The organism is Mycoplasma buteonis (assembly GCF_000733865.1).
In the GTDB taxonomy this organism is placed as follows: Bacteria; Bacillota_I; Bacilli_A; order Mycoplasmatales; family Metamycoplasmataceae; genus Mycoplasmopsis; species Mycoplasmopsis buteonis.
The window spans coordinates 20830-35611 of record NZ_JPOK01000004.1; the positions used below are offsets into that span (position 1 = coordinate 20830).

A 14782-nucleotide genomic window follows, 5' to 3' on the forward strand; every position below is an offset into this window, starting at 1 on the left:
TAATATGTCCTTGACCTACTAAATCATCAATTGTTTTAGGTCTTAATTCGTTGGCTAAATTTTTGTACATAATTCTTTTAAATTATATTGTTTTTAAGAATAATTATTTGTTAAGTTTTAAAAATAAATTTTTTAATTCTGCTTCTAAATAACCGTTTTGAAGCATTCAAAAATTCAGTATTTTTAAATTATCAAAAGCTCTTAGTAATTGATGTTTTTGGTTATTTTCTCAACATTTACCATCTGTAATTAATATAAATTCAATACCATTAGCTTCCAACTCTTCTTTACGTTTGATATAACTTTCAATTATTTCTTCTGGTTTTGATCCTTGACTTGCAAAATAATTTACTTCAATGTTTAAAATAAGATTATTATTAAACAAAATAAAATCAGCTTTTCTATTGGAAATTGATTGTGTTACAGAAATATTAAAGTTGTTTAAAAAAGAAAAGCTTTTTTGTTCCAAAAATCTTAGATTAAATTTTTGTGCTGCTTTTTGTATTTCAGATTTGCAAATTTCTTCAAATATTTTCCCACTTCTGTTTTTTCTACCATTAGTATCTAAACCTACTAAAATACCAGTCAAATAATCTCATAAATTTTGTTTTAAAAGAGATTGAAAAAGATTAGATAATCCACTTTTACTAAAAAATTCATAATAATTTTTTATTTCCTTATCTGTTAAAACATCTTTGAAATAGAAAGAATATTCTTTAATTTCAAAATTTTCAAAATTAACAATTTCTAAAGTTTGATGCTTTGAAATTAAATTATTTCTTTCACTTTTACTTAAAGCTAAAATTAATGGAAATACAGTTATAACAGAAGGTAACTTGAGTAGTAAATTAGTGAAATCTTTTTCTATATTATTTGAACCTATAAGCGAATTTAATGCACTAATTTCAACTTTAAAATTATTTAAATTTTCAATATTATCTCAATTTACAAAAAAATCATATTGTCGATTAGAAATTAAAAGATTTTTAGAAAAAATATCTATTTTTTTATTTTTTAAATTCATAGTTTGTAATAATAACCTCTTCACCATATCTTTTATCAGCTTTACTGTTTATCATTCTTTTAACTTTAAGTACGTCAATATGATATTTTGAATAATTTTCATAAATAAAATCAGTATTATGATTTGTCATCATAACATAGCAACCTTTTTTGTCTAATTCTTTAAATAATTTAGCTAATCGTAGATGTTCTGAAAGAGAAAAACCATCTTTTGTATATTCTTCAAATGATGAACTATTTAATGGTACATATGGACTATCTAAAAAGATAAAATCACCTTTCTGCACCTCTTTAAGAGCTTCTTCAAAATCGAAATTAGTAATTTTAACCCTTTTTAGAAAATGATGAATTCTTCATAAATTATCTTCATCAAAAATTTTGCCATTTGTATTGTAATTGAATGGTACATTAAATAAACCTTTTGAATTCACTCTAAATAAACCATTAAAACATTTTTTATTAATAAAAATAAAAAGAGAAGAAAGTTCAACATCAAAAATATTATTAATTATTTTGTGATTAAATTTTTCTCTTTCTTTTAAATACATTTCCTTTGTTCAAGTTTGATTTTCTAGTTGATATAAATTTTTAATTAATTCTGTAGGATCTTTTTGAATTATTTTGTAAGTATGTATCAAAATAGGATTAATATCATTAATAAAAGCATTTTCAGGTTCTAAGTGAAACAATAATGCTCCACCACCTACAAAAGGTTCAAAATAATTATTGTATTTTTCAGGAAGTCTTTTTTCTATTTCATGAAGCAATTGCCTTTTACCTCCGACTCACTTAACAAATGGTTGCATATTCCTCCTTAAGATTAATATTTTGCTAATTAATTATAAATTTTTCAATTTAATAAATATAAAAATAACCAGAAATAAATTAAGGACTTTCTGAAAAATTAATGTTTTATAATTATTACATTATGATTACAGAAGACACAAAAATTACAAAAAAAATGAAAGAACTTATTGCCAAAATAAATAGGTGAAACGATGAATATTACAACCAAGATAATCCAACCGTTAGCGATCAAGAGTATGACATTACTCTTAGAGAATTAGAAAGTTTAGAAAATCAATATCCACACTTGATACTCTCAGATACTCCAACATTAAAAATCGGCGGAATGAGTGATAAAAAATTTACTAAATACACTCATACTAAACCAATGCTTTCACTAGCGAAAGCTTACTCATTAGCTGAAGTAGAAAAATTTTTAGAAACTAATTTTAAAGAACAAAAGAAAAACTTATCTTATACTCTCGAACCAAAAATTGATGGTTTATCAATCGCTTTACATTACCAAGAAGGTCAACTAGTTAAAGCTGTTACTCGTGGTGATGGAAAAATTGGTGAGGATGTAACTGAAAACGTTTATCAAATCCGTTCAATACCTAAACGAATTAATTATTTAAAAAGAATTGAAATTCGTGGTGAAGTTTATTTATCAAAAGCTAATTTTGATAAATTAAATGCGGAGCTAAGTCAAAATGAACAAAAATTATTTGCCAATCCTAGAAATGCAGCAAGCGGTACGCTAAGACAATTAGATCCGCAAATTGTTGCCTATCGTCAGCTAGACGCTTTAATGTACGATATAGTTTCACCTGAAGAACATCATATTTATAGTCAAAAAGAGGTGTATGAAACACTTTTAAAATGAGGTTTTTTAGTGCATCCATATTTTGCATTAGAAGATGAAGTTGAAAATATTTTAACCAAGGTAAGTGATTTTATCGAGCTAAAAAATGATTTTGTTTTTGATTGTGATGGACTTGTAATTAAAGTTAACGATATAACTTTATGAGACAAACTAGGTAAAACTGCTAAATTCCCTAAATACGCAATAGCTTTTAAGTATGAAACAGAAGAAGCAATCAGTACAATTACAAAAATTGAAGCAACAGTAGGACGTACCGGAAAAATTACTTATGTAGCAGAAATTGCACCAGTAACTTTAAATCAAACAACCGTTTCAAAAGCAACTTTACATAACTATGAATATATTCAAATGCTTAACTTAAATATTGGTGATGATATTAAAATAATTAAAAGTGGTGAAATTATTCCTAAAATAATTGCACTAGTTAATAAAAATTCAGTTGGTGTTTTTGAAAAAGTTGATTTATGTCCTTCTTGTCAATCAAATCTAGTTAAAATTGATGAAAATGTTGATCAATTTTGTGTAAATGAATTATGTGTTGAAAAACAAATTCGTTCATTAATTCATTTTGTTTCTCGTCAAGCTTTTAATATTAAAACACTTGGTGAAAATATTTTAAGACTTTTTTATAGTAATGGATACATTAGTGATTTTGTTTCTATTTTTGAATTAAAAAAATATGAATCAGAAATTTTAAAACTGAGAAGTTTTAAAGAGAAAAAAACTCAAAACATATTAAATAATATCGAAGAAGCTAAAAAAATAGAACTATACAAAGTTTTATATGCTATTGGAATTAAGCACATTGGACTCCAGGTTGCTCAGCTTATTTGTCAAAAATTAACTTGTCTAAGTGATTTAAGTAAAATGAATTTAAATGAACTAGAATTTATTAATACTATTGGTGAAAAAATCATTTTCTCACTTAAAGAATTTGTTAGTGAACCAAAAAATATTGATTTATTGCAAAAGCTTGATAGAATTTTAACTTATGAAAAAACAACACAAAATAGTGATAAGTTATCTAACAAAATTTTTGTAATTACCGGAACTTTAAGTCAAAGTCGTGACTACTTTAAAGACTTAATTGTGAAAAATGATGGTAAAATAGCTTCAAGTGTCTCTAAAAATACCACATACTTACTAGCAGGTAAAGAGGCAGGAAGTAAATTAACCAAAGCACAAAATTTAGGAATTAAAATCTTAAGTGAAGAAGAATTTAATGATTTATTAAATAAATAATAAGGAGTGTTATGAAAAAGAATCAAAAAAACATTTTAAATAAAACAATGGGTTATGCAACTTTTATTGCAGGTGCTACAACACTAGGAGCTTTTGGGTGACTAGTTGCATTAAATCATAAAGTGACTGCGAAAGTTGAAGATAATTACGTTTTTGAACAATTAAAAAACCAGAAAAATGAAGTAGAAGACTTTTTAGCAAAAAATAGTGATTTAGAAGAACAATATAAAGAACAGTTAAATAATCTTGTAGTTTATTCAAACCAACTTTTAGCTAATAAAGATTCAAGTGTTTATGAAATGTTGCAACAAAGAAACATATTAAAAGAAGAACTTTTAAAAACTAAAGTTTTAATTTCATCACCAAATGATTTAAATTTAAATGTTAATAATTATTTAGGTTTAATCAAGGAAAGTGATTTACAAAAAGAAGTTAAAAAACTTAAAAAAGGTTTATCAGTGAATTCAAAAAGTGATAAGGAAGCATTATTTAATAAACTTGCTCCTTTACTTGAATTGCAAAATAAATTAACAATTGACTTAGAATCACAAATTTGAAATTTACACGAAGATATTGTTAAAGGAAAATCATCATTTAATAATATTGCTCAAAAATCAAAAGTGCTTGACGTAGTTGCTAACGCTTTAAATATTTTGAACCAAGATAGCTACTCACACGATACACTTGAAGTAATTAAAAATAATTTAGACAGAGAAATTAATCAAATTAGTAAAGCTCAAGCAGAACTAAACAGCGCTAAAATTAGCTTTAACACCTTAGCTTTAAATGTTAAAAGTGAAATTCAAGCTCTTGAAGGTGAACAAGACAAAAAGAATTATGCACTACAACTAGCTGATCAATATGTAAAACAAGCACAATCAAGTAACTTAAAATATTCATACGATAAAAAAACAGAGCTAAAACATTTAAATGATTTATTGCAAAACTTAATTAATAACTTTGAAGATTTACAAACACAAACTACCGAATCACTAAAGGATAAAATTGAAGAAAAAATCCAAACATTAAAAAGTAAATTTATCACAAATACTTTTGCTATTCATTTTTTAGATGAAATCAAGGTAGATGAAACTCCAAAAAATGAACTAAATAAATTATTATTTACACTTAATGATCTTCCTACTTATTTAGAAAGCTTTAATGAAACGGAAAAACAAATTAATAAAAGAATTAATGATTTAACAAACGAAAGATTAATTACCAGTGATTTTGCTACCCAAATTAAAAGAAAAGTAAATCAAATTCACGAAGGAATTAATACACCCAAAGAGTATTTAACTTATGCTGTAAAAGTTTTAAATGAGTTAGAAGATAATGCTTTAATAACTAAGATGTACAAGGAATCATTTAAAGAGTTATTAGAGCAAACAGATGATAGTATTCAAAATGGTTACAAAGTAGATAAACCATTATTAACTGATAATGCTCGGAAAATTGAAAGTCAAATTAATACAGCAATTGAATTAAAAGATTTATACAATAATTTTCAACATTTAGCAAATTCACTTAGAGATATTAATAAAGAAGAACTTAAAAACTACGTGGATTTTGCTAATGAGAATTTAGAAAATAATTCAAAACTAACAGAAAGCACTAGAAATTTACTTACAGATTTAAATGAAAAAGCCGCTTTTTTAACACCTGAGAATTCAACAGCAACTAGAACACAATTACAAAACTTAATTAAGCAGTATCGTATTGCTAGTGAAAACGTTGAAGTTGATGGCACAATGGCTGAAACTAACAAAGTTAAACATGCTAGTGACGATAAAGTTAAACAAGCATTTAATTATGATGCAAATCCAAATGATAAATTTGCTAACGAATTATTAGATGATTTACATAACTTACAAAAAGAAGCTCAGTTAATTGCATTAGATGAAATTTTAACACCTGAAGAAAAAGCTGAAAAACTTGCTGAAATTAACGCTAAAATGGAAGCAATTTCTGATAAAGCTCCGGACTTTAAAGAATTAGAAGAAACCTTAAAAGAATCACAACTTGCTCTTGATTCAACAAAAGGTGATAAGCAAGAAGAAGCTGCTTTAGAAAATGAAATTCAAAAAATTAAAGATTTACAAGCTAAAGTTCACCAAGCAATTAATGATCCATTAAATGCTAACCCTAGTGAACTTAATGAAGAATTAAAACAAGCAATTCAAGATTTTAAAGAAAAACAAGCTCACTATCAAGCAAATTCAGATTATGATAGAGCAATCCAAAAAGTTAATAATACTTTTGCTCCTGATATGGAAAAAGGAAAAAATACACCTACTCAGCAAAAATTAATTGACAAACTTAATGAACTTAAAGAAATTGTTGGTAATACTGCTCTTGATGAAGCAACAAGAGAAGAAGCGAGAAATAAAATTAGAGCAATTACTGAGATTGTAGAAATTTCTCGTGAACTAGAAATTGCTAATAAAAATCTTGCTCTTAGTGTTGAAATTGCTAAAAAACAAGAATTAGGTGAATTCCTTCCAAATGCAGAAATCAGTAAAGCTGATACTCTGAATCAAGAAGTAAATACTTACTTGGACACAATCAATTCTAAGCATATTAATACTGGAGAAGAATATCAAGCTTATTTAGCAAAGGTTAAAGAGGAATCTGAAAACTTAAAATATGCAATTAGCATCGCAGCACTAAAAAAAGCTGGACATGAAATTGGACTTGAAAAATACACAGGTAATAACACAGAAAAAGAACCATATGTAACAAGTAATCAAAATGTAGATAAATTAACTAAAGCTGTAAATGATATTATCAAAAAATTTGAAACTGAGGGAAAAACTGCTGTTAATTTAGAAGAAATTGACGATTTAGAAACCGAAGTTAAAAAGCAAATTTACCTTGCAATGCAAATTAAAGAAGCTTTAATTAAACTAGATACTATCGATGAAAATGAAAATCCACAAGCTTATAATAATTTAAAAATAGTAATAGCTGATAGTCAAATTACTGTTGGTGATGATCGCAGTAATATTGATTTAAAAATTAAAGATATTCGTAGAGAAATGAATAAAACTGAAGGTAGAATAGCAGCTAACCAAAGATTAAAAGAACTTAAACTTTTATATAGTGATGAAGATTTAAAACGTGCTATTTTAGATGATGAAGTTGTTGATTTTAACAAAAATGTAGAAAAATTCGCTGATTTAATCGCTGATCGTTATACTTCATTTTTAGAACTTTCTTCTCTTGATAGAAAAATTGATAGCTACCGCGCTGAAAAAGAAAAAACAAAAAACCGTATTTTAAGAGAATACAAAAGCGCAGTAGATTCTATTGAAAATTTACGTACTCAATTCCAATTACAAAAAGAAGATCAAAACGTTAATGTAACCAAATATAGCGATGAAGTGTTTGCTACTTTTGATGATATTAAAAATAAGTTTGATGATGCTACACAAAAATATCCTACAAAAACAAGCGATATTTTAGATTTAAAACCTTTAATTTCTCTTGCATGATACAAGGATTTATATTTTAAAAAATCAGTAGAATCAGTTGCTAAACTTAACGAAATTCCAAATGTTAATGCAGCTGAACTTTTCAAAGATCAAGCAACTGTAGATCAAATTAACAGTAAGCTAAAAGCAAATAATAAAAAATTAATTGATGCCTACGATTCTAAAATAATGTCAATTACTAATCCGACTCAAATTAGTGATGTAAAAGATTTTACTAATCGTCTAACGGCACTTGATACACTATTAAGTCAAGAAAAAGAAGTTGTAGATTATCTTAATAAACAACAAAAAACAGAGCAAAATAAAATTTTTGCCCAAAACCTAGAAAATGCACTTTTAAAAGCAAGTTTTGACAGTTTAGATAATGAAGGATACCAAGCGGTTGTTTCTGCTGAGATTCGTGAAAAACGTCAAGAATTATTTAAAACTTATATTGAAAATATCACACTTCAAGAAGCAAAAGATAATGAAAAAAGCAAAATTGATGCTTACAAAACAAAAATAGATGCAAAGCTAACAGAAATGCAAAGTGATGATCCACAGTTGCAAACCGAAATTGATACTTTTATATCTGCTTTATTGCAAAATATTGCTGATGTTCAAGATAAAAGCGAAATTTTAGCAATCGATCAAAAACTTAGTGATTTAATGGATAAGGAAAACGCTTTAGTAGATCTTGCACAAGCTGTTAAAAAAGTTGAAGACTTAGTTACAGTTGAAAAAGCTAAAACAGATGCTCCTGAATCTAATAAAGTAATTTTAGATTTACTTGCAGAGAAAGCTAAAAACGCTAAGGATAATTACTTAAAATTAGATGAAGCAAACTTAATTAAAAAAGAATCAGAACTCAACAAATTAGTTGAACAATATCAATTATTAATTGAAACGCAAAATTTACATGATGAAGTTAAAAAACAAGTTGATGCACTAGAATATCCACTAGGGAATACTCCTAATGGTAATGTAGAAGCTAAAAAGAAATTTGTAGCATTTATGGATTTCTTACAACAACAATTAACTGAAAATATGACTGAACGTACAAAAGTTATGTCAATTCAATCATTATTAAAGAAAACTAAAGATTTAATTGAGCACCAAAACGCAAAAATTGCATTACAAAAAACTGTTAATGATGATCATTCATTTGTTGATGTAGTTTATAAACCAGAACAGAAAGCAACTTATGGTTTTGATAAAGATGCCAAAATTTTAGCTGATTTAATTATCGCATCAGTTCCAAGTAATGATGTTAATGTTGATTCAATGCAAAATTCACTAATTAATGCTTTAGAGTTTAATTTTGCAAATGCATTTAGTTTTTACCAAGCACGTAAAAAAGAGTTGTTAGGAATTAACAATGATGACGAAAGTGTTGCTGATAAAGGAATTAAATTTGTTCAAAAAGATAAGCTTACCGGTGGTCAAACAGATGTTTTACCAAAATATAGTAAGTTATGAGCAGATAATAATGATTACTATAACGAAGTTTCATTATTTATTAAAGAAGCTGAAAATGAAGAAAAAATTGGTGAAAAATTAAATGAAGTATCACTATTTAGTAAGTTATTTGCTAAATATAAAGAAATTGCCGATTTAATCGCTCTAGGACAAGAAAAACTAGATTCAGTTAGCGAAGAACTTAAAACTAATGAATATATTACAAATTCTATAGAAAAATTAACTAACGAAATAGCAACAGATAAAGATTACTACTACAAAGAGAAAAATGTCATTAAGTTAGATAAAGCCATCTCGGATTTAAACGCTTATGTTAATAGATTTAATTTAGCATTTAAAATTGCAGAAGCTGCTAAAAAATTAGCTGATTTTAAAACACAAAGTGGTGATGAAGATTATTTAACAGAAGAAGATAAAAAACCATTAAAAGCAATTTTAGATTTTCCATTTGCTGATTTAAAACAAAATCCAAACAAAGAAGGAAACACACAATATCTATACTACATTGACACTTTCCTTGAAGGTGGTTCATCACAATCATTTAAAGTCGCAATGGAAAAATCAATTAATTTAAGAAAGAAAGTACATTTAGCTGAAAAATACTTAAATAAATATAAAGAAAAAAGTGCATCTAATTCAAGTTATGAAACTAGCGAAATGCAAGCTTTATATACTAAGTTAGAAGCAAAAGTTACTGAAGCTAATAATGCACTTCATAACTTAGCACATGATGAAAACCTTAAAAATCAGTTAATTAGTCAAATTGAAAATGGTAGTGACGGAATTATTGATCAAATTCTTAAAACTAAGAGCGATGAAGTCTTAAAAGTTTATATCCGTGACGTATTATTAGATAAATTTATGCAATCAAATTATCCAAATAATGATTTATCACCTCGTTTAGCTGATTATAAAACTGTTGCAATTCAACCACTGCAAACACAAATTCAAAACGAAAATGATATCGCTGCAATTCATGACAAAATTAATGCTGCTGACGAAAAATACAAAGAACAATATGCAAAAATTTGAACATGAGAAAAAAACCGTTACCTTTCATTTAAAAACAAATTTAAACCTTACTACGAACTTCTAACCAAAGATGCAAACGGATTAAGCAAAGAATTTTTACAAAAAAATGCTGGAATTTCAGCTGATTTACTAGCAAAATACGTTGAAGTAACCAAACAAACCGCTGAGAAAAATTATCCAGAAGATTACATTAATGCCGAGCAAACCGATAAAACTGATTTTGATGAAAAATTCAAACAAAATGCTAAAACTATCATTGAAAGTTTAAATAAAGCTGCCACAACTCTTAAAGATTTATATGCAAAAATCATTAATGTCTCAGCTCCAAAACTTATTGCTGATAAAAATCAACTTATCAGAATGAAAAACCAATTTACTGATAATGAGAGTGAAAACATTACTGCAGCATTAAAAACTATTAAACAATTTGATGCTTTAAATTCTAAAATCACTGCATTTAATAACGCTTCTAGCCAACTAGAAAGTTTAGATGCAGCAAACATCCAACATGATGATAGTGAAGCTAACTTAAAATTTGAAACAGCTACAGAAGATAATACTGATGTAACAAGCAAACGTACAGCTTACTTTGAAAAATACAAAAATTACTTAAATAATATTTCTAACTCAAAACAAAAATTAAATGAATTAATTTACGGTACATCAGATCAAGATAAAGTTAGCTTAGTTGATGTGCTTAAGAAATACATTGATGGTGCTGATGGTTACATCGGTAGGGCAAATTATGATGAATTTATTAAACTTGTTGCAAAACAAGAAACAAGTAATTTAGCAAACTTTGAAAAAGCTAAGTTTGAATATGAAAAAACTTCACTTCCAGCTACAGCTTTAGCAACCGAAGTATCTCAATTAAATAAAGAAACAAGTAGTACTATCGATGAATACTTAGCTTTAACTAAAGGATACGACCGCGCTAGTGGTTTAGGAAAATGATTTACTTATCCATCAAATTCAAATACATTTTTTGATTACCTAAATAAAGCGCAAGGTGATAAATTTGTTTATTCAAATATTAAACCTTTAGATACAACTAGTGCTGAGCAATTCCAAGATTTACTAAATGGAAACCAAATAAACGAAACAGAAATTAATTTTGACGGAACAAACTATAAAGCTAAATTAATAAACGATAAAACAAATGTTTTAGATTTATTTAACGAATTTAATATTCTCAAAGGGACTAATGCAAACATCTTTAACTTAGATAACGTTAAAGTTTATGCAATTAAATCAGCAAACGAGCCAAGCTCACAATATGTTAAAACCCAACTGCAATCAGATGCAACAATTAAAAAAGGATTTGTGAGCTTATTAATTCGCTATGAAAAACCAACTTCAGTAGCAGCTAATAATAGTGCTTTTAGTGACCTAGAAAACTTTGCTATTAAATTTGATTCAGTTGCAATTACATTTAAGACTTTTGACGATTTACTTTTAACTAAAGATATGTTTAAGCATGAAAACCTTTGAAATCCAGCGCCAAATGCTGATAACTCACGTGTTAAACCATTTTTCAAAGATGCTTGAGCTGGATGAAACAGCATAACTGCACCAATTAACTTTATGAGTGCTTTTATCAAATACAGCTCTGGTTACTTACAATCACAAGCAGTTAACTACTTTACAGAAAATATTAATGAAGAAGCTAAAAGTGATGCTAGCTCTACATCTACAAGTACTAAAAACTTTAGAATTAAGCTTAAATTTAAAGAAGCAGGTTACAAAGGTTACAAACAAGTAGGTGATAAAATTTACTGAAAAACTTTAATTCCTAACCTTGCATCTCAATCAGGAATTGATTATCAATCAAGTGACAAATACATAAATACTCAAATTTTTACAGAACCAGCTAAGACTGATTACAAAACTAATTATGGTTATATTTACGCAAATAACAGCGATCCAAAAAGAGTAAACGATACAAACAAAATGCTGTTATTTTTACCAGTTGTTATTGTAATTCCAGTGCAAGACGATAGTGGAAATTACGCTGCAATGGTAATTAACTGAAAATGATTAAACCGCTTTGCAACTAACTCTTCTGATAACGCTCCACAAAACATAGTAATTAGTAACGAAGAAATGTTACGTAATTTATATATTTTTAAACCAAAAGAAGAAGGCAAGACAAATCAAAGTACAAATGATGCTGACAAATTTGCTAAATATGTAGCAAGCAAAATCAAATATCGTGAATTTGTTAAAGATACATTTAGTGATACTACAAGTACTTTAAAGCTTTGAGGTGCCGATCGATACGTTCAACTAGACACTACTGATCAAGGAAAACACTACCGTGATGGTATTGGACATGATGAATTCATTAATGCATTAGAAAAATTAGATATTTTTATGAAATTACACTAAAAGGAGAATTTATGAAATCAAAAACAAAACTTAAAACTACTTTATTAACAACTAATGGAATTTTAGGTGCTTCTGCTATTGGTTTAGGAGCAACTATAATTGCTTCACACAATGATGAAAACTTAAATAAAACATTTTCTGTTTACACACACATGTTAGAAAGTCAAAAATTTGCTAGTGACAACTCTTCAATTTTAAAATTAGATGAATCATTTAATGATAAATTTGTCCAAGCACAAAAAGCTTGAAATAGTGATAATACACTAACTGACAAGATGCATCAAATTGAAGAATACGAAAACTCACTTGCAGAGCATGTACTAAACAATTTAAGTGAATTTAGTTTTTCATCAAAAGAAGCAGAAGAACAATTTTGAACTTCTTACATTCTTAACCAAGTTGCACGTATTAGAGAACAAGACTTGAATAACCAATTTCATCAAATTCCAAATTTAGAACTTAAAACATTTGCACAAAAATTATCTAATTTAGATTCTGAATCTAAAAAATCAGAATTAATGAATTTTAATCAAAAATTAAATGAAAAATTAGTTGAACAAAATGAAATTTTAAAATCTTACTTAGCAGAATATGAAAAATTACATGAATTTGAAAAGAGTATTAATTTAGGTGGTATTAAAAAACCTCTTAAAAATGCGGTAGATAGTCTAAAAAACAGCCTTATTAGTCAACCATTTAGATTTAATGATTTAGATATTGCTGCAAAAACAGCAAATCAACTCAAAAATAATTTACTTAGTGAAGTTAAAAAACTTGTAGCTATTTATCAAGATTTAGAAAAGAATTTAGAAAAAATAAAAGCTTTTGCAAATAGTGAAGTTGCTAACGCTCAAATTAAACAAGCAGCACAAAGTTTTTTAGATAAAACTAATCAAGATTTAGAATTAATTAATAACGAACAAGAATTACGTAATTTAGTAACTAGTTCTCAAACTTTTTATGAGCAAATTAACGATGCAAGCAAAAGCAAAAGTGAAATTTTAGCTTCTATTTCTGCATTAAATCCTTATTTAGATAAATTTGAACCAGAACTAGAAAATATTAAAACTCAATTAGGGCAAGAATTACTTTCAGCAAGCTCAAAAGATACTAAAGATGGATTAATAGTAGCAAAAGGTAACTTATTTAATAATTACTACTTAGCAGAAAATATTAATACACTTGTTGCTGACTTTAAACGTGAAATTGCAAATGGATTACAAAATAAATATGTAACTGAAGCTGAAAATAAGCAGTTTGTTAATAAATTAAATGAAATTTTAAATAGTAGCAAAGCTATTAATAAAAAGCTTAATTTAACTTATGCTTTATATAACAAAATTGTTAGCGAAATTAAAGCTAGAAAATCTGCTCACGAACAATTAGTAGCTTTAAAAGAAAGAATGATAGTTATAGCAAATGATTCGCTAACTGATGAAGAAATTAAAACTCAACTTAGCGATTTACAAAAAAGTATTTCAAATTCTTATTTAGTTAAAAATATTGAAAGCACTTATTTAGAAGGTGTAAAAAATGCCGCTGATGAAAGCTATAGATCAATTTTAAAAAATGACTTAACTAAATTGATGGAAATTGCTGATAAGTACGGTGCTAAATTAAAACAAAATCCAAAAGATACTCAAATTGTCTTTGCTAAAATTTATGAATTAAATAAAGCTACTAGCATACTTGTTAAACCTTTTAATCCAGCAACGTCAAGTGAATTAGAAGAGCAAATTAAACTTTATAAAGCTATTTTCACTAATGCTAACGATATTTTAGATGTTGTCTTAGCTAAAAATAAAGCTCAAATAACTGATCGCTTTTTAGATTCAGCTTTTGCTCATCCAAATGGTGAAGACTTTACTAAAAACGAGCAAGATAGAATTAATAAATACGATGAATTAACTGCAAAATTAAAAGAATTGCAAAACAAAGTTAATGAAGGTGATAGTAATCCTGAAATTAATCAACAAATTAATAGTATTAAAAATCAATTACAAAATATGTCTGATACAGCTCCAGCTACGAAAGATCTTAGTGATGCGTCAGTATTAGGGCAAGCAATTGCTGATGAACTAGCAAATTCAAAAAATGGTCCAGCACTTGCAAGTTATTTAGATGACATCGCAAAAGCACAAGCACAAATTAATGCATTATTTAACGATACTAATGCAACACACGAATAAATTGCAGCTGCTCAAAAGAACTTAGAAGATGCTGTTGCAAGAGCTGAAGAAAAAAACAGAGAATTACTTCTTGGTCAATCTTTAGATAAATTAAAAGCTGAAATTGAAACTCAATTTGGTGTAAGTAACTCACCAGCAGCACAAGCTGCTTGAGCAAATTACAATCAGTTAAAAAATAAAGCAGGTGAAACAAAAGGTGTTACAGCAACTAATTTACTAGTTGATCAAATTGATAAGACAACTGTTTTAATTAAACCTTTATATGATGTTGAACTAGAAAAAAATGA

General features: G+C 27.0%; 5 protein-coding genes. 3 read left to right on the plus strand and 2 right to left on the minus strand.

Annotated features, from left to right (window positions below; all coding sequences use genetic code 4):
- Nucleotides 1-103: 103 nt before the first annotated feature.
- Together EI91_RS00200 and EI91_RS00205 are read right to left on the minus strand one after the other, a co-directional pair.
- Complete coding sequence (locus tag EI91_RS00200) at nucleotides 104-1024, minus strand: DpnII family type II restriction endonuclease (RefSeq protein WP_051789143.1); 921 nt, start codon at nucleotides 1022-1024, stop codon at nucleotides 104-106.
- On the minus strand, nucleotides 1008-1829 hold the full coding sequence (locus EI91_RS00205; RefSeq protein WP_036451775.1) for a DNA adenine methylase: 822 nt from the start codon (nucleotides 1827-1829) through the stop codon (nucleotides 1008-1010). Before EI91_RS00205 ends, EI91_RS00200 begins: the two co-directional genes overlap by 17 nt.
- 101 nt (nucleotides 1830-1930) lie before the next feature.
- On the opposite strand from EI91_RS00205, the gene ligA reads away from it, so the two are divergent.
- Genes ligA through EI91_RS00220 form a run of 3 tightly spaced genes read left to right on the plus strand, consistent with a single transcriptional unit; the run spans nucleotide 1931 to nucleotide 14495 of the window.
- Nucleotides 1931-3934: an NAD-dependent DNA ligase LigA gene (ligA, locus tag EI91_RS00210; RefSeq protein ID WP_425411710.1), complete on the plus strand. Its 2004-nt coding sequence runs from the start codon at nucleotides 1931-1933 to the stop codon at nucleotides 3932-3934.
- Between the two features lie 11 nt (nucleotides 3935-3945).
- Entirely contained in the window at nucleotides 3946-12306 is an 8361-nt protein-coding gene (locus tag EI91_RS00215) for a hypothetical protein (protein WP_036451778.1), read from the plus strand.
- An 11-nt stretch (nucleotides 12307-12317) separates the two neighbouring features.
- Nucleotides 12318-14495 (plus strand): hypothetical protein, encoded by a 2178-nt coding sequence (locus tag EI91_RS00220; protein WP_036451781.1) that lies wholly within the window; start codon nucleotides 12318-12320, stop codon nucleotides 14493-14495.
- The last annotated feature ends 287 nt before the right edge of the window (nucleotides 14496-14782 follow it).